This is a genomic window from Undibacterium sp. GW821-FHT11B02, from assembly GCF_058808955.1.
On sequence record NZ_JBXASD010000002.1, the window covers coordinates 100,082 to 125,147 of the forward strand.

General features: G+C 49.3%; 22 protein-coding genes. 4 read left to right on the forward strand and 18 right to left on the reverse strand.

The genetic code is table 11. The features are described 5' to 3' along the window. Positions 1–163 precede the first annotated feature (163 nt). Together AC1RVX_RS03685 and AC1RVX_RS03690 are read right to left on the reverse strand one after the other, a co-directional pair. The gene (locus tag AC1RVX_RS03685; RefSeq protein ID WP_493215229.1) at positions 164–2,836 is read right to left on the reverse strand and encodes a polysaccharide deacetylase family protein; all 2,673 of its coding nucleotides are present in this window, start codon (positions 2,834–2,836) and stop codon (positions 164–166) included. 102 nt (positions 2,837–2,938) lie between these two features. Beyond that, positions 2,939–3,631, reverse strand: coding sequence for a DNA alkylation repair protein (locus AC1RVX_RS03690; protein WP_493215230.1), 693 nt, complete (start codon positions 3,629–3,631; stop codon positions 2,939–2,941). Positions 3,632–3,816: 185 nt separating this feature from the next. Between AC1RVX_RS03690 and AC1RVX_RS03695 the strand changes: the two genes are divergently transcribed. From AC1RVX_RS03695 to AC1RVX_RS03705, 3 genes are read left to right on the forward strand one after another with little or no spacing between them, the layout of a single operon-like run. Next, positions 3,817–5,883, forward strand: a complete 2,067-nt coding sequence (locus AC1RVX_RS03695; RefSeq protein WP_493215231.1) for a ferritin-like domain-containing protein — start codon at positions 3,817–3,819, stop codon at positions 5,881–5,883. Positions 5,884–5,911: 28 nt separating this feature from the next. Beyond that, a complete protein-coding gene (gene bufB, locus AC1RVX_RS03700; RefSeq protein ID WP_493215232.1) occupies positions 5,912–6,838 on the forward strand; it encodes an MNIO family bufferin maturase in 927 nt (308 codons plus the stop codon). After that, a complete protein-coding gene (locus tag AC1RVX_RS03705) occupies positions 6,835–7,725 on the forward strand; it encodes an HvfC/BufC family peptide modification chaperone (RefSeq protein WP_493215233.1) in 891 nt (296 codons plus the stop codon). The genes bufB and AC1RVX_RS03705 overlap by 4 nt, the downstream gene beginning before the upstream one ends. Positions 7,726–7,750: 25 nt before the next feature. On the opposite strand, the gene AC1RVX_RS03710 is transcribed toward AC1RVX_RS03705, so the two are convergent. From AC1RVX_RS03710 to ppsA, 4 genes are all read right to left on the reverse strand, one after another. Further along, positions 7,751–9,694: an SPFH domain-containing protein gene (locus AC1RVX_RS03710; protein ID WP_493215234.1), complete on the reverse strand. Its 1,944-nt coding sequence runs from the start codon at positions 9,692–9,694 to the stop codon at positions 7,751–7,753. A 277-nt stretch (positions 9,695–9,971) separates the two neighbouring features. Then, positions 9,972–10,925, reverse strand: coding sequence for an SPFH domain-containing protein (locus AC1RVX_RS03715; protein ID WP_493215235.1), 954 nt, complete (start codon positions 10,923–10,925; stop codon positions 9,972–9,974). 72 nt (positions 10,926–10,997) lie between these two features. Further along, positions 10,998–11,432, reverse strand: a complete 435-nt coding sequence (locus tag AC1RVX_RS03720) for an NfeD family protein (RefSeq protein WP_493215236.1) — start codon at positions 11,430–11,432, stop codon at positions 10,998–11,000. A 343-nt stretch (positions 11,433–11,775) separates the two neighbouring features. Next, complete coding sequence (gene ppsA, locus AC1RVX_RS03725; protein ID WP_493215237.1) at positions 11,776–14,193, reverse strand: phosphoenolpyruvate synthase; 2,418 nt, start codon at positions 14,191–14,193, stop codon at positions 11,776–11,778. A gap of 300 nt (positions 14,194–14,493) precedes the next feature. On the opposite strand from ppsA, the gene ppsR reads away from it, so the two are divergent. After that, positions 14,494–15,342, forward strand: coding sequence for a posphoenolpyruvate synthetase regulatory kinase/phosphorylase PpsR (gene ppsR, locus AC1RVX_RS03730; protein WP_493215238.1), 849 nt, complete (start codon positions 14,494–14,496; stop codon positions 15,340–15,342). Between the two features lie 17 nt (positions 15,343–15,359). Here the strand turns inward: ppsR and AC1RVX_RS03735 are convergent, their stop codons facing one another. The 12 genes from AC1RVX_RS03735 to fabD all read right to left on the reverse strand — a co-directional run bounded on the left by AC1RVX_RS03735 (position 15,360) and on the right by fabD (position 25,030). Further along, complete coding sequence (locus AC1RVX_RS03735) at positions 15,360–16,148, reverse strand: TrmH family RNA methyltransferase (RefSeq protein ID WP_493215239.1); 789 nt, start codon at positions 16,146–16,148, stop codon at positions 15,360–15,362. An 11-nt stretch (positions 16,149–16,159) separates the two neighbouring features. Next, positions 16,160–16,765: a ribonuclease HII gene (gene rnhB, locus AC1RVX_RS03740; protein ID WP_493215240.1), complete on the reverse strand. Its 606-nt coding sequence runs from the start codon at positions 16,763–16,765 to the stop codon at positions 16,160–16,162. Continuing rightward, the gene (locus tag AC1RVX_RS03745) at positions 16,758–17,012 is read right to left on the reverse strand and encodes a glutaredoxin family protein (protein ID WP_493215241.1); all 255 of its coding nucleotides are present in this window, start codon (positions 17,010–17,012) and stop codon (positions 16,758–16,760) included. Before AC1RVX_RS03745 ends, rnhB begins: the two co-directional genes overlap by 8 nt. A gap of 128 nt (positions 17,013–17,140) precedes the next feature. Next, positions 17,141–18,634, reverse strand: coding sequence for a DegQ family serine endoprotease (locus tag AC1RVX_RS03750; protein ID WP_493215242.1), 1,494 nt, complete (start codon positions 18,632–18,634; stop codon positions 17,141–17,143). A gap of 12 nt (positions 18,635–18,646) precedes the next feature. After that, entirely contained in the window at positions 18,647–19,666 is a 1,020-nt protein-coding gene (locus AC1RVX_RS03755; protein ID WP_493215243.1) for a MucB/RseB C-terminal domain-containing protein, read from the reverse strand. 2 nt (positions 19,667–19,668) lie between these two features. Next, the gene (locus AC1RVX_RS03760; protein WP_493215244.1) at positions 19,669–20,349 is read right to left on the reverse strand and encodes a sigma-E factor negative regulatory protein; all 681 of its coding nucleotides are present in this window, start codon (positions 20,347–20,349) and stop codon (positions 19,669–19,671) included. Positions 20,350–20,415: 66 nt separating this feature from the next. Further along, a complete protein-coding gene (gene rpoE, locus AC1RVX_RS03765) occupies positions 20,416–21,018 on the reverse strand; it encodes an RNA polymerase sigma factor RpoE (protein WP_493215245.1) in 603 nt (200 codons plus the stop codon). A 131-nt stretch (positions 21,019–21,149) separates the two neighbouring features. After that, the gene (locus tag AC1RVX_RS03770) at positions 21,150–21,608 is read right to left on the reverse strand and encodes a protein YgfX (protein ID WP_493215246.1); all 459 of its coding nucleotides are present in this window, start codon (positions 21,606–21,608) and stop codon (positions 21,150–21,152) included. Positions 21,609–21,674: 66 nt separating this feature from the next. Next, positions 21,675–22,916: a beta-ketoacyl-ACP synthase II gene (fabF, locus tag AC1RVX_RS03775; RefSeq protein ID WP_493215247.1), complete on the reverse strand. Its 1,242-nt coding sequence runs from the start codon at positions 22,914–22,916 to the stop codon at positions 21,675–21,677. A 32-nt stretch (positions 22,917–22,948) separates the two neighbouring features. After that, positions 22,949–23,188, reverse strand: coding sequence for an acyl carrier protein (gene acpP / locus AC1RVX_RS03780; RefSeq protein ID WP_110253556.1), 240 nt, complete (start codon positions 23,186–23,188; stop codon positions 22,949–22,951). A gap of 151 nt (positions 23,189–23,339) precedes the next feature. Further along, the gene (fabG, locus tag AC1RVX_RS03785; protein WP_493215248.1) at positions 23,340–24,092 is read right to left on the reverse strand and encodes a 3-oxoacyl-ACP reductase FabG; all 753 of its coding nucleotides are present in this window, start codon (positions 24,090–24,092) and stop codon (positions 23,340–23,342) included. Next, entirely contained in the window at positions 24,089–25,030 is a 942-nt protein-coding gene (fabD, locus tag AC1RVX_RS03790; protein ID WP_493215249.1) for an ACP S-malonyltransferase, read from the reverse strand. Before fabD ends, fabG begins: the two co-directional genes overlap by 4 nt. Positions 25,031–25,066 lie beyond the last annotated feature (36 nt).

The following is a 25,066-nucleotide window of genomic DNA, read 5'->3' on the forward strand; positions in this document are numbered from 1 at the left end:
TACAGTACGTTCCGCTTTTTGCGCTGCTCTTCACTCCCGCTGACGCACGCTCGCTACAGATCGTAAACAGGTTCTAAGTAAAACTCGGTCGAATAACAACAAACCTGGGCAGCGCACGCTGTCCAGGTTTGTTGTTGGGTCAGAGCACGTCAGATCACAAAATCTACTCCAGTTTCTTCAGCGCGTCCTTCACATAATTGGCATTTGGGTTATTCGGTGCCAGTTCCAGGAAACTGGTGTACGCTTTTTTAGCTTTTTCGTTTTCATTCAGCATGGCTCTGGCGTCGCCCAGGTTCAGGTAGGCAATGGCCCTGGATGGATCAATCTGCAAGGTATTTTCAAACCAGCGCGCTGCCTCTGCATATTTTTGCTGTTTGAAATACACAAAACCCAGGTTGTTTGCGGCCAGACCAAAGTCAGGGCGGTATTTCAGGGCTTCGGTAAACGCGACTTCTGCCTGAGCATATTGTTTTTCCCTGTACAGTTGCAAACCTTGATCATTCGCTCTTTGCGCCAATTGTCTTGAAGAGGCATCCACCATTTTGGGAGCCGCAATTTTCTGTTCGCCACCATTCAGGTTCTTAATGACAATGGGTGCATCACCACCCGCTTTGACGGTTGCGCCATCAATTTTGTTGTTGAGGGCAATCGCGTCAGCAGATAGCTGATTGGTTTTTGCGTTTAAGAACTCACCTTCGCTATGCATTTCAAACACAAACTCGCCACCTTCTGAACCAGGCAGGCTGCCAAATGCCGGAGTTTGCTGCGACATGCTGGACACAGCGGGGGCAATATAGGCGGCCAATTCAGTAGCAGTGATCATGCCATCGCCGTTCAAGTCAGCTTTACCGCTCAGGGCTTGCAGCAAAGTCCAGGTAAATACGGAATGGCCATTCGGCCCGCCGTCAGCTACTAATTGATCAGCACCACCCGCTGTCAGCATTTGGCGTCCCATACGGCGCGCATTTTCACGCAAGAAGGCGCTGCTACCACCGCCGCGCGTCAGTCCCAGGCCGCTATAACAGGCATCCATCACAAACAGGATATGCTTGGCATTGAGGCTTTCGGCAATATTTTGCAAATCCGTCATGGGGATAGCATCAACCGATAATTGTTCAGGATCAGAATCAACCGGGATGATGTACCCCAGGTTACGGCCAGAACTGAGCTTTCTGGTGGCACCATGTCCGGCAAAGAATACAAAGACCCGGTCGTCTTTCTTTAATTGTCCATGCCCCAATTTTTCATGGAACAGGGCAAGAATATTATTCCTGGTTGCATCCCCATTGGTCAGGGTTAACACCTTGTCACCTGGGAAGCCCAGTTTACTGACCAGCATGTCACGAATTGAATTGGCATCTTGCACTGCATATTGCAGCTTGGGCCATTTGGCATAATCATTAATGCCAATCACGATAGCCCAGCTATTTTGATAATCAGTACTGATGCTGACCTTTTCTGGCGTCGCCTTGCCACCCTTGGCTACCTTGAAGTCAGTGCCATCCCAGGATGCAAAACTGTAGCCATCGGCAATCAGCTTATCCAGCACAAGTGGCAGCGCCTTGATCGTGCGCTCATGGATATCATGGAAAAGAATGATGCCACGCTGTTCTTTTTCCAACGTACCCAAGACACGGCCAGCAATAGAATTCGGCACTGGATCAGCCCAGTCCAGGGAGTCAATATTCCACATGACAGAATGCAACCCCAACCTGCCGAGAATTTGCATGCCTTCCTTACTCTTTGCACCGTAGGGGAAGCGGAACAAGGCCGAGCGTGCCGGATCAATCGCTTTCAGCAATTTGTCGGTTTGCTCAATTTCAGCATTCAGGGTGTCGCCACTTTCCTTGGAAAGCAAGGCATGACTGAAACTATGATTGGCCAGCACATGGCCTGCACTGAGCAATCTTCTGCTGGTTTCTGCATTTTTATTCAACAGTTCTTTGCCTTTGGCATCGATGCTGCCGACGTTTTTACCGACCTGGAAGAATACTGCAGGCACATTGTATTGCTTCAATATCGCAGCAATTTCATCGGTATATGTCGCATGAGGACCATCATCAAACGTCAACACCACGGTTTTGGCTGGCAAGCCCTGACCGAAAATATCTTTTTCCTTTTCGCTTAACGGCTCCGGTTTTTCCGGATAGGGCAAGATAATGCCGTAGTCTTTGAGGATTTGTTCACGGTTATATAATTTGCGCAGTTTGACAATGTAGTCATCCCAGCGCTCGCGCTTCAATTCTATTGAGCGTGACTCAAAGCGAGAGAATATCTCTTTGAGCTCGGCGTCGTATTCCTTTTCAATCTCACTCAAGGCGTTCAAATCATCACTGACACGCTTGTGCAATTTGATGGATGGCAAGGTCTGCTCGGTAGCGATCAACTTTTGCATTCTGACCAGCACTTCCCTGAATGCCAGGCGATCGGCGTCATACAGGTCTTCACCAGATTCTATGTAAGTCAGTATGGTATCGAAGGCTGCTTCGCGCTGGGCCGCATGGCGCGTCTTGAGCTTGTCAAGATAGGTATCCAGATCATTCAGCCTGACAAGATTTTCGTGAAACAAGGCTTGCCCGATGCGATTGGCTTCATTGCGTTCTTTGGGTCCCTGCTTTTTTTCATCTGCCAACAAGACAATGATCTTGCGATAGGCGACCAGCAAGCCATTCAACTCATCCGGCATTTTGCTGGCGTCAAAACCATCTTTGGGATCCACCTGTGCAGACTCGACCTGTGCACTCGCATTGTGCACATTTTTTTGGATGAGGAAATAAGCGGCAGCAGCCAGACAAACTGCCGCAACGGCAGGCACAATAATCTTGATAGGTTTCATTGGGAAAATCGATACAGCAAGACAATAAGTGGGACAATAAGTTAGTTCGGTATCATATTGCAAATATGAGATTACATGGTTGCAAGAACAGGTTTTCTTTCATTAAAACCCCAATTTTTCCAGATTCTTGCCAGCTTCCCGTTGTGTCAATGCTGAAAATTGATCTTTGTACTGAACAAGAAAGGTCTTGATCATCGCTGGGTCATGCCAGGCATAATCACGCAAAGCCCAGCCTATCGCTTTCCTGATGAAGAATTCGTCTTCACCCGCCAATGTCAGCGCATACCGGCACAATCTATCGACATCCGTCTTTTCACGCCAGCCCAGTTGATGCAACAAGGCGATGCGCCGGACCCAAAAATCCTCATGTAGCAAGGCCGCATCCATAGTTTTTTGTATTTTCCTGTCTGCGGTCAGATGCAAGCGCAACAAGTCCCCTAGCACACCAGCCAGACCGTCTACGCTATCCCACCAGGATTTTTGCTGCACCTGTGCCAGCAAGGCTGGCACATCTTCCGGGCGTAAGCGTCGGTAATGCTTGGCCAGAATATCCACTGCCAGATACTGGTATTCGCGTTCCTTGTAAGCCCACAAGCCAGTAGCCACAGTCAGAAGTTGATCGGCATCAGCCGTTTTCAATTGCCTGATGATATCCACGCATGCCTTGCGCCTGTCAGGTGCGGGAATGCCCAGAAACTCGAAGCGGTTTTTCATATAGGCACGCATTGCCTGTGCCCGCCCGGGATCAGCAAGTGGCGATAAACTGAGCTTGCATTGCGTGATGATTTCTTTCATATTACCGGCCCCAAAATTGCGAAGATGCCAGACAAATCAGGTGATCTTAAAAGAGTCTGGTTTGCTCAAATATTTTCAAACGAACATTCTTTTATGTTAAAGTCATTATGCTTTTATTCACGCTTTAAAGCATCACCTCGTCTGCACATCCCCTAATCATACCAAGCCAGCGCAGGAGTCACCTCATGTTCGCAGCCATACCTGAAACACCGCAACACGCCATCAAGAATCGCCCACTCTCAGAATTCGACACTGATGCTGCTGCCGTAAGGGCGATTGCTCAGGCGACGGTCAGTGTCGAGTTATTTACGATACCGCTGTACATGAATTCCATGTATTCGATCTACGGCACGCATCAGATCAATTCCAAGGGCAATCAATATTATAAGGGCCGCCAATGGCCAGGCATGGCTACCACAGCAAAACCCACTACCACCAATGAGCGTGCTTTCAATATCGTCTTCAGTGTATTCATCCAGGAAATGCTGCATTTGCAGATGGCTGCCAATATCGCTACGGCAATTGGTGTTGATCCCAGTTTTACCCGCAATTCGGGCCTGCAGGATAGTGAGCGTGGCTGGACTTGCTATGGCTCAGACAAGCACACCATACCTTGCATTGTTGACTTGAGGGATACCAATAGCTACAAGGATGTCAGAGTCAATCTGGAATCGCTGAATAAAAACCAGATCGAACTGTTTTTGGCAATCGAGCAGCCAGAAATGCAGGCGCGCGAAGAATTGCGCCGCAATGCCGATAAATATTTCCCCAATGTACCGCTAGCTAACTGGAATCCGGATAAGGGATTTGCTGATCTGCCTCTGTTCGGCACTATCGGCTATATGTATGAATGCTATGCCAAATACATCAGCATGGAATATACGGATGGTCAGACACTATGGGAAAAACTGTTTGATAACGAGGCCGTACAAAAAGACATGTTCAATGTCCACAGTACGCCCAAAGAGCCCAACGAAAGCCATCCCCAAAAAGAATACCCACAATTTGACACATTGTTCGGCCCTGATGATCTTGACGGCGGCAAGGCTGGGTCGCAAAACAAGGCCATCGACATGATGTGCGCCATTACCGATCAGGGCGAAGGTAATTCCGCAGGGATCAAGCACTACCGCCGCACGCAATTACTGCGTGCCGTACAGCCTGACTATCGCGAATCCGACGACGCCTTGAAGGCCGATTATCCTTCGTATGACGGCGATGGCAAGGACGCGCCATCCCGAGATGCTTCTGCACGCTTCCACAGCGCGGCATTTGATCACTATGAACGCTTCCAGGATATCCGGAAAGAGATGGAACATCCCGGAGAAACATCCGCGGATCATTTACTGACGTGGGAACAATGGCACGCCGTTGCCGGCAATCACTGGACTGCTGCCATGCTGACCAATGAGGATTACGAAGCTGCTTCAGCACCACAAAATATCCCTACCCCCGACGAAGTTGCCGGTGCGCTGAATCGACTGAAAAGCGAAGGTGCAAAAACCGTACAGATGTTAAGCAGCGTATCTGCAGGGGCGATTTATGGCATTACCTCGGTACTGGATGAATACTGGACAAACAAGGACACAAGCTTCCCCTATCCATCCATGGTCGGTTCAGGCGACCGCATGTCAATTTGCTGGGCGATCACAGGTTGCTCGCCAGATTTATCAGTCAGCGTTCCATTACCAGACAAGAACGTTTTGTACCACGCCTGCCAGGGTCTGGATTTCAACGCCAGCAAGGGATCAGAAACCGAAGAAGCAAATAATCAATGCGCTGCAATTGCGGTTTATCACAGCTGCCGTGGTTCAAATGGTTGTGAAGCCCAAGGTGGCTGTGGCTTTGCACAGATAGACAAGGTCGTTAAACCAGAACAGGACCCGCTTCAAACTGCAACTCCAGATCGCGGCTCACACAGTCTGTGCGGCAAACCACCGGGACCTCCACCTACAGGCACCCTATATAGCCCGCCAAGTGACAACCGCTGCAAGACCTATGGTGGCTGTGCCGTGCCTATCTCTGCGTCGCAACTGTTCCCCGCCAGCGGCACAATGACACTGTATACTTTTGATGATGCACCACCGCATACAGCGCATTTATTGAACAAGAACATCAATTTCAAACAAGGGGACGGCGTTTTTGACACGGCATGGGCAGCCTATAGCACGGTAATGGCGGCACGTCATAAAAATCCAGGGGAAATACCAAAACCAAATGACTTGCGCCTGGCTTTGCCACCATCAACCTGATGATATAGGCATGACTCAGACGTACACTATGTCTATGCACACTATGCAACCACGTCTGGGCCTGCCCAATCTGGGCCTGGGTGTCGGCCTGCGCAATACACACTTTGAGCACATACTTGAACATGGTGCCGGAGTAGCCTGGTTTGAAGTGATCACAGAAAATTTCATTGATAACCATGGCTATGCGCGGCATGTGCTGGAACGCATAGCGCAAACCTGTCCTATCGTCATGCATGGTGTTTCGCTGTCGATAGGCAGCACAGATGCGCTGGATTTCAGTTATTTGAAAAAACTCAGGCAGCTGGCAAAAGAATTGCAAGCTGTATGGGTGTCAGATCATTTGTGCTGGACTGGTGCTGCGGCGATGAATACCCATGATTTGCTGCCGCTCCCCTTGAACAAAGCAACGCTTGAACATGTGGCTGAACGCGTGCGCATTGTCCAGGATTTTTTACAACGTCCGCTAATCATTGAAAACCCCAGCACCTACGTCGAATTTGAACAGTCAACCATGGCTGAAGATGAATTCTTAAGTCGCTTAACCGAAAAAACCGACTGTGGCCTGCTGCTGGATGTCAATAATGTTTATGTGTCCGCCTACAACCATGGCTTTGATGCTGAACGCTATATACGCAACCTGCCTGCGGATCGCATCGTGCAGATTCATCTGGCGGGACCAAGCCATTGTGGCGACTATATGATAGACACGCATGATCAGCCAGTGCCGACACCAGTCTGGCATCTATATGCCTTGGCGCAGGCCTTGACGGGTGGTGTTTCTACACTGCTGGAATGGGATGCCAATATCCCGGCCTACCCTGATTTGCTGGCAGAACTGGACAAGGCACGTTTGGTTATGGATGGTCATTTTCCAGACATGAAAATCAATACAGCATCTGTTGCAAGCATTTCTACGCCTTTACACTTTCAGTTGGAAGAACTCAGCACCTCATGAATCAGCCATTACCTGATCCATCGCTATCGCAATTGCAAAACTGGTTTTTGACAGTGATGACCGCACCCGGTGGCCTGGCAAGAGGATTATCGCTGGCAAAGGAACATCTGGGTCTGGAAGAATCAGCCGTTATCAAGACCACACCAGGCAAACAATCACGCATGCACATCTATGCCAATGGCTACGTCTTGCGTTTGCAGGAATGCCTGCAGGCTGATTTCCCCATTTTGCACCGCTTGATGGGTAATGATCTGTTTAATTTTTTTGCTCATAACTATATATGGCGTCATCCTTCCCGCGCACCGTCTCTGTATGATTTGGGTGCTGGCTTTGCCAACTTCCTGCTACATAGTCAGCCTACAAGTACAACCGGGGGAAATGCTGGCAAAGCGGACCTGCTATTGCAGTTTCCTATTGAGATGGCAAAACTGGAGCGGGCATTTACCGAAGTCATACGGGCACCTGGACTGGAGCAGGACCGCAGCATCAAAACCCACAATGCATTCGACTTGTTGATGGGCTCATATGCAGAGATCCACATCCCGGCCTGCGTACGTCTGCTGAAAACCAGTTTTCCCTTACTGGCATACTGGGAACTGGCAAAACATGCGCCTGCTGACCAGGATTTGCCAGCGCCACCAGATCCTGAAACCAGCTATCTGGCATTTACACGCCAGAATTATCGTGTACAGCTGATCAGCTTACTTCCCTGGCAATATCATTTTTTACAGGCTGCTTACAGCAATACTGATCTTCACCAATGCACAGTACAGTCATCAAAAGAAACCGGACTGGACATTCAGGCGCTGCTGGCAGATATATGTCTATGGCAGCCACAAGCACAAGCGCTTGGCTTGCTGACGACAGAAAAGGTGGCGTTGAGCTGATCCAAGCCACCTCCCAAATAGCCGCTTAACCGGCATTAACAATTACTGTCTTGCCCTCCCCTTTATTTAGCAAGTCTTTCGCAGCCAGCGCCAGGAAGGCATCCACGGCTGAACTGCTGCCGCTGCCACCTGTCTGTATGCTGGGCACCATGGCGATATGACCTTTCTCTATAGCCTCAGCAAAACGCAGCAATACCGTTTGCTGGAATTGCAGTTCAGGTCCGCCATAGGCTTCGACATTCAATTGTGTTGCTTTCGCCTGGGCTTCACCGATTTGCTGAATCTGGAAGGCTTCGGCATTGGCAAGGGTACGCTTGGCGTCAGCAGCACCAGATGCCGCCTGACGTGCCTCTTCCGCCGCCTTGATGGCTTTTTGCACGGCTGCACTACCCTGGTTCTCTGCAATCTTGACTGCTAGTTCGGATTCGGTAATAGCGGTCTGCTGTTTCGCCTTGGCCTCGGCTTCACGCAAGATGCGTTCCTGTATGGCAGCAGTTTCCTTGGTTTTGTAGGTTTCCAGTTGTTCTCTGGAGACCTGGCGTTCACGCAATTGTTTCAGGATCACTTCAATCTGTGTATCACCAGTCTTGGCACGTGGAGTACCAATCAAGACCTCATTCAGGGTCAGGTTATAGCCTTCAAAGTTCTTGCGCATTTCTGCTTTTGCGCGTTCCTGTATATCTGAACGTTCTTGCAGCAATTCAATCAGGGTCTTGCCCTGTCCTATGTTTTTAAAATAAGCAGCCACCATCGGGTCCAACGTCTGCTCCACCAGTTTCTGGATATCACCAAACCTTTGTATCACCAGCGGTGCCATTTTATAGTCGATGTTGACAACGACGGACAAAGGCAGGTCAGGCTCGAAAGCGTCTTTGGTAATCAGCGATACTTCACTCAGGTGCTTATCCAGCTCATGCGAGCCGACCTGACCAGATTGCCATTTCAGGATAAAGTTGGTGGTCGGCACATCGATCACCCGTTTGGCATAAGGGTTCAGCGCATATTTACCTGGCAACAGTGGTGTCACCTGCACACCTTTTTCATCACTGCTGACCAACTCGCCATGACGGTAAGATTCGCCTGTCACGTCATTACCAGCCTTGCCTGTATAGGAGACGACGACGCCAACATAACCAACAGGTACGACGCGTTTTTCGACAATTTCGTAGGTAGCAAAGCGGGCGTTCAGATAGTACGTACCCTCAACCAGGACCTGCAATTGACGGCCTTTATAACCACCGCCTTCGATGAATACTTCGGGGTTCTGGAAGTCATGATGGTAAATACGCTCTTCATGCGGATCGGCACCAACGACGGGGGCAACTATCGTGCCCTCTGGTAGTGAGCGGCCTTCGTGGGTGGTAATGACGGCCAGTTTGTCGTCACGAATCACCAGGGGCAGGAAGCCATTGCGCAAGCGCAATTCATCCAGCATTTCTGCCAGTTGACCAACCACCATACCGTCAGAACTGACATTCCCGTCACCTGGTAACGGCAAGGCATACACGCGATCGGTCGTCAGCACGACAAATTGCGCCAGATTGATGGCGTAGGTACCTTCACGCAAGATCTTGCGTTGCAGACCTTTTTGTCCGCCACTGGTCAAGAAGCCACGCACATCAGTAAAGTCGTTCGCCGCCTTGTTGCAGGCCAGATTCTGGGTGGGTGCCATGGCCTGTCCATCACGGGCAAACACATAGGCCAGGGTACCCTGTTGTATGGTCACCAGATCATGTCTGTGGATGGTATATTGAAACGGGAAAAACACATGAAAACCACCGCGCAAGACTTCCGGCTGGAAACCGGCTTCGCCATTCAGGGCAATAAAGCCATGTTGAACAGAACCGCTGGTGGACCATTTCTTTTCAACGATGCCGATTTTTTCATTCGAGATATAGACCAGAATATTACTGGTATAGAGCAGCAGGATCAGGACGACAACACTGACTGCCAAAATAATTTCAAACATACATAGCCTCTTCTTCAATAAGTTCCGATGTTAGCGGAAATGCGGCGGCGCTACTGACACCGGGCCGGTGTCAGCAGTACTGCGCTGGGGTCAAATCAGGGATTAAGGGAAACCTGTCACGTCTCCCTTTCTATTAGAACCTGTTTACGATCTGTAGCGAGCGTGCGTCAGCGGGGTGAAGAGCAGCGCAAAAAGCGGAATGTACTTTGGTACATGAGCATTTTGAGCAGCACATGAGCCCCGATCACGCTCGCGCAGTAAGATCGTACACAGGTTCTTAGACAGGTCGTCGTGGCGACTCGGTAGTAATGGCAGGTTTTTGCGATTTAACGACTTGCATGGCAGTGGCGATCAGGCCGCTCATATCACCCAGGTTGGCCGGGACAATAATCGAGTTATTGGTTTTAGCCAGATTGCCAAAGGCGCTCACATATTGTTCTGCCACTTTCAGGTTGACCGCGTCAGCACCACCAGGCGACTGTATCGCTGCAGCCGTCTTGCGTATGGCTTCAGCACTAGCTTCCGCAATTGCCAGAATTGCGGCCGCCTGACCTTGTGCACGATTAATGGAGGCCTGTTTTTCACCTTCGGATTTGGCAATTGACGCTTCACGTTCGCCAGTAGCGATGTTGATCTGCTCTTGCTTGCGGCCTTCGGATGCAGCAATCAGGGCGCGCTTTTCACGCTCAGCGGTAATCTGCGCCTGCATTGCATGCAGGATTTCTTTGGGTGGTGTCAAATCCTTGATCTCGTAACGCAAGACCTTGACACCCCAGTTGGCAGCCGATTCATCAATCGCATTCACGATCGTGGTATTGATGTGATCACGTTCTTCGAAAGTCTTGTCGAGCTCCATTTTACCGATGACCGAGCGCAAGGTAGTCTGCGCCAATTGCGTGATGGCAGAGATATAGTTGGACGAACCATAGGAAGCACGCATTGCATCCGTGATCTGGAAATACAATATGCCATCTACCTGCAATTGCGTATTGTCCCTGGTGATACATACCTGTGGTGGCACATCCAGCGGGATTTCTTTCAGGATATGCTTGTAGGCAATGCGGTCAACAAAGGGCACCACGATATTCAGCCCTGGCCCCAGTGTGGCATGGTATTTACCCAAACGCTCGACCACCCAGGCGTGCTGCTGCGGCACGACATTGATGGTCTTGAAGATAAACACGATACCTAATACCAACAAAACCAGAGCGACTGTACCTATATTTTCCATTTTCTTACCTTTATTGTTATTCAGATTTTTTTCGTTAAAGAAACTGTTTTTTTATTTCTTGTCATTACGATTCTACGACGGCTTCACAATCAAACGGCTACCTTGTATTTCTTCAATAATGTAAGCACCGGGATAGCCAGCCGAGTGCTGTAATTCCACATCCCACATGGCACCGCGATACATCGTGCGCGCCACAAACTTGCCATTGCCAAGGTCTTTCCATTCGTTGACCTGCAGGCTTTGTCCTATATCCATATTCACGTTTGGGTCGCGCGACGCGTCACTGCGCTCCAGGCCACCATATTTGCTGTTACGCAGGGCCAAAGCGGCAACAGAACCAACCGCTGAGGCAACGATTGCTTGCACCACTCCACTTAATTGGAAATAGGCTGAAATTGCGCCAGCCAACAAACCAATTGCGACCATCAACAAGTAAAAAGTACCGGTAAAAAGCTCCAGTATTACGAGTATGACCGCAAACGAGGTCCACATCATCCATCCATTCATTTTCTTGTTCTCCTTATCGTTTTTTTACGTCTTTACTCTGCTGCTTCTGCATTCTCTACGACTTGCTTATATTTTTCATCGGTAATCGTCATAGAAATTTACTCACAAAAAAAAAGCCCTCGTTACCTACTCGGTAGCAAGGGCTTTTCCATGAATTTTGTTGAAGTATTGATTTTCTTTTTCTTAAGTTTCGACACCGTTAGTCTAGTCCGAATTTGAGAAAATACAAGGGCTCAAGATCACTTATGTTGCGGCGCACCAACAAGAAAAAACGGGAATGCCAATTAAGGCACTCCCGTTTTTCCGGATAGAAAGTAATACTTGAATCTGGATTGAATTTGGCTTACTTGGAGACTGCAGCCAGTTTCTGCCAGGTATCAATCACTGAATCAGGATTCAGCGAAATGGATTCGATTCCCTCTTTCATCAACCATTCTGCAAAGTCAGGATGATCCGAAGGTCCTTGACCACAAATACCTACGTATTTATCCAGCTTGCGGCAAGCAGCGATGGCGCGTGACAACAAGGCGCGCACGGCAGGATCGCGCTCATCAAAATCGGCAGCCAACAATTCCATACCGGAATCACGATCCAGACCCAGAGTCAACTGCGTCAGGTCATTCGAGCCGATAGAGAAACCGTCAAAGAATTGCAGAAATTCTTCGGCCAATATCGCGTTCGATGGCACTTCACACATCATGATCAGACGCAAGCCATTTTCACCACGGCGCAAGCCATTTTTTGCCAGCAGATTAACGACTTTTTCCGCCTGGCCCAGAGTACGAACAAAAGGTACCATGATTTCTACATTGGTCAGGCCCATGTCATTGCGTACGCGCTTCATTGCCTGACATTCCATTTCGAAACATTCGGCAAAGTCCGGCGCAAGGTAACGCGCAGCACCACGGAAACCCAGCATCGGGTTTTCTTCATCCGGTTCATAACGGGAACCGCCTATGAGTTTTTTGTACTCGTTAGACTTGAAGTCAGACAGACGGACGATGACTTTTTTAGGCCAGAATGCAGCAGCGATGGTTGCCACGCCTTCTGCCAATTTGTCGACGTAAAATGCTCTGGGTGAAGCATGACCACGGGCGACAGACTCCACCGCTTTCTTCAGGTCAGCATCAATATTCGGGTATTCCAGAATCGCTTTTGGATGTACGCCAATATTATTGTTGATGATGAATTCCAGACGTGCCAGACCAACACCGTCATTTGGGACAGACTGGAAGTCAAATGCCAACTGAGGATTACCCACGTTAAGCATGATCTTCAAAGGCAACTTGGGCAATTCACCACGCACTTCTTCTGTGACTTCAGTTTCCAGCAAGCCGTCGTAAATCTTGCCTTCATCGCCTTCTGCGCAAGATACGGTAACCAGGGTGCCATCTTTCAGTACATCAGTTGCATCTTCACAGCCAACAACGGCTGGTACACCCAGTTCACGGGCAATAATTGCTGCATGGCATGTACGACCGCCACGGTTAGTGACGATGGCTGCTGCACGCTTCATAACGGGTTCCCAGTTCGGGTCTGTCATGTCAGCGACCAATACGTCCCCTGGCTGTACTCTTTCCATTTCAGATGGATCATGAATGACACGCACACGACCTGCACCAATCTTCTGACCAATTGCACGACCGGAAGCCAATATTGTGCCGCTACCTTTCAGTTTGAAACGCTGTTGTGCATCAGTGTGTTTTTGCTGGGATTTAACGGTTTCGGGACGCGCCTGCAGGATATACAGCTTACCGTCACGACCATCCTTGCCCCATTCTATGTCCATAGGGCGACCATAATGTTTCTCGATAATGGTCGCATATTTGGCCAGTTCTACCACTTCTGTGTCATTCAGCGAATAGCGGTTGCGCAATTCCACAGGTACATCGACGGTTTTTACCGAACGACCGGCTTTGGCTTCACCGGTAAATTCCATCTTGATCAGCTTGGAACCGATATTGCGACGTATTACCGGCAATTTACCCTGTTCCAGCATAGGTTTATGTACATAAAATTCGTCAGGATTAACCGCACCCTGGACCACGGTTTCACCCAGACCATAGCTGGACGTAATGAAGACCACATCCTTGAAGCCGGATTCGGTATCAATCGTGAACATGACTCCAGCAGCACCCAGATCAGAACGTACCATGCGCTGCACACCAGCGGACAAGGCAACTTCAGCGTGGGTAAAACCTTTGTGGACGCGATAAGAAATCGCCCTGTCGTTGTACAGTGAGGCAAATACATGCTTCATCGCTTCCAATACGTTGTCGATGCCGACTACGTTGAGAAAGGTTTCTTGCTGGCCGGCGAAAGAAGCATCCGGCAAATCTTCCGCCGTGGCAGAAGAACGTACTGCAAAGGACATTTCTGCGGTGGAATCTGCGACCAGTTTGTTGTAGAACTCTTCAATTTCCTTTTGCAGGCGGGGCTGGAAAGGTGTATCGATAATCCATTGACGAATCTCGGCGCCGGCTTTTGCCAGTTCCTTGACGTCATCAATATTCAGGTGTTCAAGGCGATCAACGATACGTTGGTCCAAAGGCAGGCCGCCGTTGACACTGTGGGTCAGAAAATCACGGAAAGCCTGTGCTGTGGTGGCAAAACCACCAGGAACCCGCACCCCGGCAGTAGCCAATTGGCTAATCATTTCGCCTAAAGATGCATTTTTTCCGCCGACGGATTCAACATCCGTCATGCGTAAATGCTCAAACGAGGCAACATAAGTTGCTTCGGTATTTGCTGCGTTGGACATAACAACCTCTTTTGATGGTAAGAAATCTTTGCCCTGCTGCTTCGTCTCCCACTGTTTTTTTGTTATTCTTGAGGCGAGCTGCTAAGGGCGTATTGAGATATGTTTTTATTTGCACCCAAAAAACATATCTCAACACGTCCTGAAACCTGCTGTTGCAGCATTTTACATTGTGTCCTGCAAGAATTTCTCAAGCAAATGAGAATTTGCTGTGTTTTTTTGTTTGTGCTTATATAAAAAATCTTACAAAGACAGCACAAACACCGCCCATTAATATATTTAATTAACCATATCAAAATCATCATGCAAGATTCCCCCCAGCAACCAAGGCCAGCCGCCAACCGAACTGTTTTTTTTGTATCGGATGGTACCGGCATTACCGCTGAAACCTTCGGTCATTCAGTGCTGACCCAATTTGATCTGAGATTCAAGCAAGTCCGCTTACCTTTCATTGATACCCTGGAAAAAGCACATGACGCCGTGCGTCGTATCAATGAGGCTTACGCTGCTGATGGCAATCGCCCCATTATTTTTTCGACATTGGTAAAAACAGACCTGGCTGGCGTGGTATTCAAATCCAAAGGTTTGCATATGGACTTGATACAAACCTTTGTATCACCGCTGGAACAGGAACTGGGCATTAAATCCACCCATACCATAGGCCGCAGCCACAATATTGCCGATTCTGAGGAATATAAGAACCGCATTGAAGCAATCAACTTCTCTTTGGCACATGATGATGGTCAGTCAAACAAGAATTTATCGACAGCAGACGTGATACTGGTCGGGGTTTCACGCTCTGGCAAGACACCGACCAGCCTGTACCTGGCGATGCAATATGGCATCAAGGCAGCCAATTACCCTCTGATACCGGATGATTTTGAACGTGGCAAGCTGCCTTCCGCCCTGCCCGAATTCAAGGGTAAGATATTTGGACTAAGCATTGCGCCGGAGAGGCTGTCCGAAATCCGCAATGAACGCCGCCCCGGCAGCAAATATGCATCATTGGAAAATTGCCGCTACGAAGTTAACGAAGCAGAGTTGATGATGAAACGTGAAGGCATACGCTGGCTGTCATCGACAGCCAAGTCTATTGAAGAAATATCCACTACGATACTGCAGGAAATTAAATCCGACGTACGTGTTTATTGACACCATCAGCATTCATTTTACTTGCCAAGCTGCTGCCTCACCTGTTCAAAAAAACAGATGGCAGCACTGGCAGCCACATTCAGCGATTCAATGGCTGCCTGCTGGGGAATAGTCACAGTCCTGGTGGCAAGCGCCATCAAACCCGGGGATACTCCCTGCCCTTCATGACCAAACAGCCATACTACATCCTTGCTAAGATCAGTCTGGTATATGGTTTGTTTGGTATGTGAGCTGGTTGCAAGTACGGGAATACTGGTGTTATTCAGCAATGTAACCAGATCCACATTTTCAAAAATATTCAATAAAAAATGCGCCCCCATACCGGCACGCATGACCTTGGGTGACCATGCGTAAGCTGTTCCGGAACTGCAAAATACGTTGCGTATGCCTGCACCTGCGGCACTGCGCAAGATGGACCCCAAGTTGCCCGGGTCTTGCAAATTGTCCAGCACGACTGAGGATACAGCTAATGCTACCGGCAGTTGCGGTGCTGGTGTAGCGATCACAAACATCAGGCCGACACCATGCTCAACCTGGCTTAAGGCTTTGTACAGCGCATCCGGCAGGCAAATGCACTGAACCGCCTGCCGCTCTACGTTTGCCAGAATGGCGGCAACTTCGGGGTGGTGCAGGCTGCTTTCGGCAACGATGCAGCACTGCGGCACACCATGATGCTGGAAATAGGCTTCACACAAATGCACGCCATCCAGCAAGGTACGGCCCGCCTTGCGCAAAGCCTGTGCACTGCTGGCCAGATGTTTGAATTCCTTGTAGAGAGGATTGTCGCGGGAGGTAATCGATTTCATGTATTGTGCATTTATTTGAGCAATGCCTTTACTGGCGCATAAGATTTTCTGTGTATTGGTGATACACCATGTTCGCGCAGGCGCTCCAGATGCAAGGCCGTCGGATAGCCCTTGTGCTGGTCGAGTGCATACTGGGGATAGGTTTCGTGCAATTGCATCAAAACATGGTCGCGCGCAGTTTTTGCGAGTATGGATGCTGCCGATATCGCAGCCACCTTGTCATCACCCTTGACGATGGCTTCGGATGGAATAGCCATAACCGGGCAGCGGTTGCCGTCAATCAAGGCAAGTGTCGGTTTGACTGACAATCCTTCAACTGCACGTCGCATGGCCAGCATGGTGGCTTGCAGGATATTGAGCTCATCGATTTCCTGCTCCGAACATTCGGCAATACACCAGGCCAGCGCATGCTGTTTAATCTCTACTGCCAGTAGTTCTCGCTTTGCTTCGCTGAGCTTTTTGGAGTCGCGCAAACCTTCAATCGGGCGCTGCGGGTCAAGAATCACTGCAGCCGCCATGACTGGTCCCGCCAGCGGACCACGCCCGGCTTCATCAACACCACAAATCACTTCAGCTTCGTAATCAAAAAGAGGTAAACCAAGTATCAGGTCATGCATGGAAAAAAGCTTTCAACGCTGCGGGGTCCAAAAAATAATGGCAGATGCGCTGCTGTTGCTCCAAACCTTGCTTCTGACCTACCAGGACAGGCACCAGTTCATCGTACATGGCCAGCAGTTCATCGTCCTGATCAACATCGACCACTTTGACGGTGAAACCGTATTCGGGGCTATAAGCCTGCAACTGTTCCAGCATGTCGTCACACAGATGGCAATAGCTGCGGGAATATAAGGTAAATTGAATCATCGTCTTGCCAATCATGTTATCCGCAATCACATTTGCGTCACTACATCTGCATTATAAGTCGCTGTGATCAGCACCGCCAAATAAAAAAGGCCACCTTGACAGGTGGCCTTTCTTGTCTTGAGACCGGTTTATTGAGCAGTCGGACGCACAGCGACAAACTTGGACACTTCACCACGTTTCACCAGCAGCAACACTGGTTTCTTGGTATCCACTTTAGCCATCACCGCTGCAAATTCCTTAAAATCCTTGACATCAGAATTATTCACGCGGGTAATGATATCGCCTGCAAGCAAGCCAGCACGGGCAGCACCACCATCCACATTTTCCAGGATGACGCCACCGGCAACTTGAGATTCACGTTTTTGCGCATCGCTCAGGTCAGCCACATACAGGCCAAATACATTCGTTGCAGGTTCAGCTTTTTGTTTGCCGGTTTTGGCTGCCGCTGGTTTTTCGGCATCGGCTTCAGCTACCGTGATGACGATATCTTTTGCACCACCTTTGCGCCAGACTGTCACTGTTGCCTTGCCGCCAGGTTTGATATCACCAACAATTCGATTCAGATCCACGGCTTTTTCGATGACAGTGCCATTCACCTTCTGGATCACATCACCGACCTCAACACCAGCCTTCTCTGCAGGTGAGCCAGGCATGACACGTTGTATCAGTGCACCTTGCGCTTTTGCCAGACCCAGGCCATCTGCCACTTCTTTTGGCACATCAATACGTTCTACCCCAAGGTAGCCACGCACTACTTTACCGGCAGATTTCAGTTGCTCAACCACGCGCATGGCTTCATCAATCGGAATCGCAAACGAAATACCCATGTAGCCACCAGAGCGGCTATAAATCTGGGAATTCACGCCGATGACTTCGCCCCGCATATTGATCAACGGGCCACCAGAATTACCTGGATTAACCGCCACGTCAGTTTGTATCAATGGCAGGTAATCACCTGTATCGCGCGCCTTGGCAGAAATAATGCCGGCAGTCACGGTATTGTCGAGATCAAATGGAGAACCGATAGCAATCACCCATTCGCCAGCCTTGATCTTGTCGGAATCACCAATGGTGACACGTGGCAGTTTGCTGCCATCAATTTTCAATACCGCAACGTCAGTACGACGATCAGCGCCAATTACCTTGGCTTTGAATTCACGTTTGTCGGTCAGTTTCACATATACTTCAGAAGCCCCATCAACTACGTGGGCGTTCGTCAATACGAAACCATCCGGTGAGATGATGAAGCCAGAACCGACGCCACGCGGTACTTCTTCTTCCTGCGCTTGTGGTGTCTGCTTGCGATTTTTTGGTGTAGGCTGCGCTTTCGGCGTAGGTGTAGGTACAGGCACGCCGAAGAAGCGGCGGAAAAATTCCTGCATCTGGTCATCATCCAGGCCATTTGCATTCTGACCGGTCGGGACTTTTTCTGTTGTCCTGATGTTCACCACGGCCGGGCCGGATTTTTCCACCAGTTCGGTAAAGTCAGGCAAGCCCACTACCGGGGCCGCCAATGCAACCGGATTGGCATTGATTGCTGTAGGTACGACCAAACCCACGCAGGCACTCAGTACCAGTGTGGAAGCAATTTTTTCAATTGGAAAAAGTTTGTTCACTTTCATGGTGTCATTCGCTTATCTAGGTTTAAATTCAATCGAGTTCATTACTTGCCGGATTGCACTTGCAGGTACTTCACCCACCACGGTCAGCCAATATTCAGCATGTCGTTTGCCCATGATGGTCATGGCGCCCTGCTGCAAACTGCCTTCCGTGCGATTATCACTATCTGGTTCAATAAAAACGGAAATTGCTGCCAGCCCGTCAGAAAAAATCATTTGTATGACCTGATGAGCCTTTGCTGCATTTGCATCACTGCTTTTGGCAGTGGCAGACGCAGGGATCAGACGCTTCATTTCACGAATCTTTTTGAATCCTGCTGGCAAGGATTTCACAACCCAACCAGAATTGATATTGGATTGCACGGTCAGATTTTCAACCTGCCATTGCGAAGTATTTTGAAAACTGGGTTTAACCTTTTGCTTATCGATATCACCTATCGATAATTGAGTGAAAGCAATCTGCTCTATCACTTCATTCCTTGGATTCATTGTTTGCGCACGCAGTAGCAGGCCTGAACCACGCTCTACACATAAACGATAGCCATAGCGGGAAGTGTCTCGTGGATCAAGTGAATAGGTTTGACAGTCAATACCAGCGACACGACTAAGCTCGGCTTTTTTGATCGAATAAGAATCGGGAAGTGAATATGCATTTGAGGTCAACAAGGCGGGAAAAACTTCTTGCGTGACATTTTTTTCTACTTGTAAAACCTTGCTTTCTGGCAAATAACACATGACTTCGTCATTTTTCCGCACATACTCGCGCGGTTGGCCATCAAGAATTTCCAGCTTTTCCAGTTCATTGCCAGCGTCAACCACATGGGTAATTCTGGAGGTACGAATCTGACTGGCCTGTTGATACACAAAGGTACCAGAGTAATTCAGCTTCTGCGCAGAAGCCTGGATTTTTCGCAAAATGTTATGCACTTCACGCTTGTCTTCCACCGAGTCCTGCGCCATTGCCGGTGACATCAATGCGCCCAGCAGGCAGGCATGTCCTACCACCGCAATCTTGAAACGCCATACGCACATCATATTTATTTTTCCGAAGCGGCTGAGACTGCATTGGCACGCGTGACGTATTGAGTAGCACTGTTCAATGAGGGTGAAAAACGTTGATGCGCCTGCAAGTAACTGTCGATACGCGGATCTCGCAACATATCCGGCACATCGGCTGCCAGCTTGTCATTGATCTGGGCATTTTTTTCCATTGCAAGTGGATTATTGTTCACTGCCAGTGCAGGTAACGATGCACTGTCGCTATGCGATGCGAGTTGCACATTGCCAGTTGGGGCAGATTTGCTGCTGATCTGGGTAGCACTGTCGTGATTGGCCTGCATGAATGACAATTGCGGTGCCAGAATGAAGGCGAAAACCGCAGCAGCGGCAGCACTGGCAACGGCCACGTAAGAGCCCAGGAATTTCTGTCTTTTCTGTTCTTTCTGAGTCGCAGGAGGACTATTCTTTATTAAGGCATTCGGAGCAAGGATGACAGGTTCGGCATCCAGTCTCGCAGACAAACGTTTGGAAAAATCTGCGCTAAAACTTACAGCCAATTCTTCTGAGCGCAGCACATCGCCGATCTGGTGATAAATTTCCCAGGCATCCTTGCTTTCAGCCTGATTCAAACTCGCCAGCAAGGAATCCAGTTGAGCATCGCTCAGTTCGCCATCTGCCATGGCGGAAATGCTCTCATGTTGATTTGTGCTTTTGTCCATAATTTTCACCTTTTTACCACTTATTTTGAATTCGTTTTTTGCTGCCTTGTGCCAAACCAGCCCGACTTACCAGCGCTGTTCCAGCGTTGTACCTAACAAAGGCCGTAATTTTTCCGCAATGGCCTCTCTTGCCCTGAATATCCTGCTACGTACCGTTCCTATCGGACACAACATGACCTCTGCGATTTCGTCATAGCTCAACCCCTCGATCTCACGCAAAGTAATTGCGTTTCGCAACTCTTCCGGCAAGGTTGACATGGCGCTATTCACTGTTTCTGCAATCTGCTTGCTGGCAAGCATGGATTCAGGCGTATTAATATCTCTCAGACCTTCTGCATCCACAAAACTTTCTGCCTCATCAGCATCTGCATCCGTAGAAGTCGGTGCCCTGCGTCCTTGCGTCACCAGGTGGTTTTTCGCGGTATTGACACCTATCCTGTATAACCAGGTGTAAAACGCGGACTCGCCACGAAAATTCGGTAAGGCGCGGTATGCCTTGATAAACGCTTCCTGCACTACATCTTCTGCTTCGGCATGGTCATAGACGAGCCGGGACACGAGCCGCATTAATTTCCTTTGATATTTGGAAACCAGAAGCTCGAATGCTTTTTTGTCACCACGCTGGACGCGCTCAACCAATAGCTGATCAATTTCGCGTTCTGTCGTCACTCATTCATTCCTATATGCGCAAAATGCAGCGTACAAAAGCGGCAAATGCATTTTATTAACGTCAACATACGCGATTTATACTCTGTCAGAGTACTCATTATTGCTAAAAGTTCCTTCACAGAAGTAACATTTCATTTCAAACCGTGTCGACTAATCCACATCAGACTCACTTTCAATGCCCGAAAAACAACGGGGTTCACGGAATCCGGCAAAATGAGCAATTTGTGTTCCCGCCCCTGTTCATCAATCAAATAAATCGATAACAATTGCGGTAACAGGCGACTCTTGGGACTCAGTGTCACTGCCATGCCTGCATTATTAGCGGCGCTGGCATGCTCATGCAAGATGATGGTGCCGCTGTCTGAGATACTTAGCTTGCAGGACGACTGCCATTCCCTGCGCCAGCACCGGTACAACTGAAGAATGATCAGACCCACCACTGCCATCCACAGCAAGACTTTCACAGCCACTACCATGTCCAATTGCCAGATCACCAGACTCAGAATGACAAGTGACAGGCTTGCCATTCCCAGCAATGCAACGAACAGGATACGCGAAGGCCTGATTTCAGCAAAAAGTGCAATGGACATGGTGACAAAAAAAATGGCACTTCATTTCAGACAGAAACGAAGTGCCATGATTGATTCTTTTCTGAATCAGGCTTTAGCAAATATCAAAGTACCATTCGTTCCGCCGAAACCGAACGAATTTTTCATTGCATAGTCGATCTTCATATCACGTGCTGTATTGGCACAGTAATCGAGATCACACTCAGGGTCTTGATTGACGATATTGATCGTCGGTGGCGACACCTGATTGTGCAAGGCCAGTACCGTAAACACCGATTCGATACCACCAGCACCGCCCAGCAAATGACCCGTCATCGATTTGGTCGAATTCACAGTAATTTTGTAGGCGTGATCAGCAAAGGTTGCCTTGATCGCATCGGTTTCGTTTTTATCACCTATCGGTGTCGAAGTGCCGTGTGCGTTCAGATAAGCGATTTGTTCAGGGTTAATGCCTGCATCTTTCATCGCATTGATCATGCTGCGGCGTGGGCCGTCCATGGTAGGCGAAGTGATATGATAAGCATCACCGCTCATGCCAAAGCCTATTACTTCAGCATAGATTTTCGCGCCACGTGCCTTGGCATGCTCATACTCTTCCAGCACCATGACACCAGCACCCTCACCCAGGACGAAACCGTCACGGTCCCTATCCCACGGGCGGGAAGATGTGGCTGGATCATCGTTTCTGGTTGACAGCGCACGCGCAGAGGCAAAGCCGCCCAAACCCAGCGGCGAAATTGTCGATTCTGCACCACCTGCGATCATGACATCGGCATCACCATAGACGATCATGCGTGCAGCAGAACCGATGCAGTGCAAGCCTGTCGTACATGCCGTGACGATTGCCAGATTCGGGCCTTTCAAACCATATTTAATGGAAAGATGGCCGGAAATCATGTTGATGATGGAAGCAGGTACAAAGAATGGGCTGATACGGCGTGGTCCACGCTCCATCAAGGTTTCTTTGGTTGCTTCAATCAAAGGCAGACCACCAATACCAGAACCGACAATCACACCGATACGTTCTGCATTTTCTTCGGTAACGGTCAGACCGCTATCCACAAAAGCCTGCGCCCCTGCGGCTATGCCGTAGTGGATGAACGTATCCATATTGCGCGCTTCTTTTGCCGGCATGTAGTCTTCGACATTGAAGCCTTTCACTTCACCAGCAAAATGCGTAGTGAAGGGAGTTGCATCAAATTTGGTGATCGTAGCGATTCCAGACTGCCCCGCAGTGATGGCACCCCAAGCATCTGCAATAGTATTGCCGACTGGCGAAATACAACCGAGCCCGGTAACGACGACTCGACGTTTAAGCGAACGACTCAAGCGCTTCTCCTGGATTTGAAAAAATTCGACTATTAGGCCTTGAGGTGGGCTTTAGCGTAGTCAATCGCTTGTTGAACAGTAGTGATTTTCTCAGCTTGTTCGTCAGGGATTTCCATTTCGAATTCGTCTTCGAGTGCCATCACCAATTCAACTGTGTCCAAAGAATCTGCACCCAAATCGTCCACGAAAGAGGATTCGATTTTGATGTCAGCTTCAGCGACGCCCAGTTGTTCAGCGACGATTTTCTTAACGCGTTGTTCGATATCGGACATGTGTATCTCCAGTGAAAAAATCAAAAAAATAAGGGCCTACAGAAAGTGCGCGCATTTTAGCAGGTTTGTGAGCAAAAAAAGCAAGCCCCTGATTTTCAGCAATAACTCCTGCTATTTTCGTCGAAGTTACTGATAAAAATCAACAAAATGATTACGCCAAGTACATCCCGCCGTTCACATGCAGTGTTGTACCAGTAATATATCCGGCATCCGGCGATGCTAAAAACACCGTCGCAGCAGCAATATCTTCCGGACGCCCCAGTTTTGCAAGCGGAATTTGCTGCAAAATGGCGGCTTTTTGCTCATCAGTCAACGCCCGGGTCATATCCGTATCAATAAAACCAGGAGCAATACAATTGACAGTAATATTACGACTACCAATTTCCCTGGCCAATGCACGACTCATGCCAGCCACACCAGCCTTGGCAGCAGCATAGTTCATTTGCCCCGGGTTGCCAGAAGAACCTACGACGGAAGTAATATTGATGATGCGCCCACCCTTGGCCTTCATCATGCCACGCAATACAGCACGGGAAAGGCGGGCAACAGAACTCAGATTGGTGGAAATGACGCTATCCCACTCCTCTTCCTTCATACGCATAGCCAGTTGATCCTGGGTAATACCAGCGTTATTCACCAAAATGGACAGGCCACCAAATTCTTTCTGTATTTCTTCCACCAGGCTGGCACTACGCTCAACATCATTGACATTGAATACAACACCTTTGCCCGCACCTGGCGCAACCTCTTCCAGATAAGCCGTAATGGCAGCAGCGCCTGATTCTGATGTTGCCGTACCGATCACTTTTGCACCAGCCTTTGCCAAACCGACTGCAATGGCACGGCCTATGCCACGCGAAGCCCCGGTAACCAGGGCGATTTGATTTTCCAATTGTTGTGTCATTTCAAGATTTCCAATACTTTATCCAAACTTGCCTGATCAAATACAGCATCGCCGATCAACTCTGCCTGAATACGCTTGGTCAGACCGGTCAATACCTTGCCTGGACCGCATTCAATGACATGGCTAATACCATCGGCATGCATTTTGTTAATGGTTTCTACCCAGCGTACCGGGCTGGCCGCCTGCCTTACCAACGCATCACGGATAGACTCTGGTGTGCTCAGTACAGTCACGTCCACGTTATTGATCAGCGGAATGGCCGGAGCAGAAAAGTTGATGCCTGCCAGATAATCGCGCAATTTATCCGATGCTGGTTTCAACAGAGATGAATGAAAAGGCGCAGATACCGGCAAAGACAAGGCGCGCTTGGCACCTTTGGCCTTGGCAATTTCACAGGCGCGCTCAACGGCTGCCTTGCTGCCAGCAATCACCACTTGCGCAGGTGCATTGAAATTCACGGCCTCAACCACCTCACCTGGCGTACCGGCCACTGCTTCCACGCAAGCCTGCTTGACATCTTCATCCGACAAACCAAGGATGGCAGCCATGCCACCCTGACCAACAGGCACCGCGTCCTGCATGGCTTGCGCACGGAAACGCACCATGGGCACAGCATCTGCAAAGGCAATCACGCCCGACGCCACCAGTGCAGAATATTCACCCAGACTGTGTCCAGCGACCAGTTTCGGTACCGGGCCACCAGCGGCTATCCATGCACGGTAACAGGCAACCGCAGCAGTCAGCATGACTGGTTGCGTATTGGTAGTCAGATCCAGAGCCTCTTTGGGGCCTTCATTGATCATTTTGCCCAGATCAAGCTTCAAGGCATCAGATGCTTCAGCAACAGTTTGCTGAACAACGGCATTGTCGGCAAAACCGTTCAACATGCCTATGGCCTGTGAGCCCTGACCGGGGAAGACAAATGCAAATTGCGTCATATCTATCAATATCTCTATTTGTGTATTACTGCTAGT

Bases quoted from the DNA above. Each gene is read 5' to 3' on its own strand.
- AC1RVX_RS03685 (WP_493215229.1), bottom strand. From the start codon at position 2,836: ATGAAACCTATCAAGATTATTGTGCCTGCCGTTGCGGCAGTTTGTCTG.
- AC1RVX_RS03690 (WP_493215230.1), bottom strand. From the start codon at position 3,631: ATGAAAGAAATCATCACGCAATGCAAGCTCAGTTTATCGCCACTTGCT.
- AC1RVX_RS03695 (WP_493215231.1), top strand. From the start codon at position 3,817: ATGTTCGCAGCCATACCTGAAACACCGCAACACGCCATCAAGAATCGC.
- bufB (WP_493215232.1), top strand. From the start codon at position 5,912: ATGTCTATGCACACTATGCAACCACGTCTGGGCCTGCCCAATCTGGGC.
- AC1RVX_RS03705 (WP_493215233.1), top strand. From the start codon at position 6,835: ATGAATCAGCCATTACCTGATCCATCGCTATCGCAATTGCAAAACTGG.
- AC1RVX_RS03710 (WP_493215234.1), bottom strand. From the start codon at position 9,694: ATGTTTGAAATTATTTTGGCAGTCAGTGTTGTCGTCCTGATCCTGCTG.
- AC1RVX_RS03715 (WP_493215235.1), bottom strand. From the start codon at position 10,925: ATGGAAAATATAGGTACAGTCGCTCTGGTTTTGTTGGTATTAGGTATC.
- AC1RVX_RS03720 (WP_493215236.1), bottom strand. From the start codon at position 11,432: ATGAATGGATGGATGATGTGGACCTCGTTTGCGGTCATACTCGTAATA.
- ppsA (WP_493215237.1), bottom strand. From the start codon at position 14,193: ATGTCCAACGCAGCAAATACCGAAGCAACTTATGTTGCCTCGTTTGAG.
- ppsR (WP_493215238.1), top strand. From the start codon at position 14,494: ATGCAAGATTCCCCCCAGCAACCAAGGCCAGCCGCCAACCGAACTGTT.
- AC1RVX_RS03735 (WP_493215239.1), bottom strand. From the start codon at position 16,148: ATGAAATCGATTACCTCCCGCGACAATCCTCTCTACAAGGAATTCAAA.
- rnhB (WP_493215240.1), bottom strand. From the start codon at position 16,765: ATGCATGACCTGATACTTGGTTTACCTCTTTTTGATTACGAAGCTGAA.
- AC1RVX_RS03745 (WP_493215241.1), bottom strand. From the start codon at position 17,012: ATGATTCAATTTACCTTATATTCCCGCAGCTATTGCCATCTGTGTGAC.
- AC1RVX_RS03750 (WP_493215242.1), bottom strand. From the start codon at position 18,634: ATGAAAGTGAACAAACTTTTTCCAATTGAAAAAATTGCTTCCACACTG.
- AC1RVX_RS03755 (WP_493215243.1), bottom strand. From the start codon at position 19,666: ATGATGTGCGTATGGCGTTTCAAGATTGCGGTGGTAGGACATGCCTGC.
- AC1RVX_RS03760 (WP_493215244.1), bottom strand. From the start codon at position 20,349: ATGGACAAAAGCACAAATCAACATGAGAGCATTTCCGCCATGGCAGAT.
- AC1RVX_RS03770 (WP_493215246.1), bottom strand. From the start codon at position 21,608: ATGTCCATTGCACTTTTTGCTGAAATCAGGCCTTCGCGTATCCTGTTC.
- acpP (WP_110253556.1), bottom strand. From the start codon at position 23,188: ATGTCCGATATCGAACAACGCGTTAAGAAAATCGTCGCTGAACAACTG.
- fabG (WP_493215248.1), bottom strand. From the start codon at position 24,092: ATGACACAACAATTGGAAAATCAAATCGCCCTGGTTACCGGGGCTTCG.
- fabD (WP_493215249.1), bottom strand. From the start codon at position 25,030: ATGACGCAATTTGCATTTGTCTTCCCCGGTCAGGGCTCACAGGCCATA.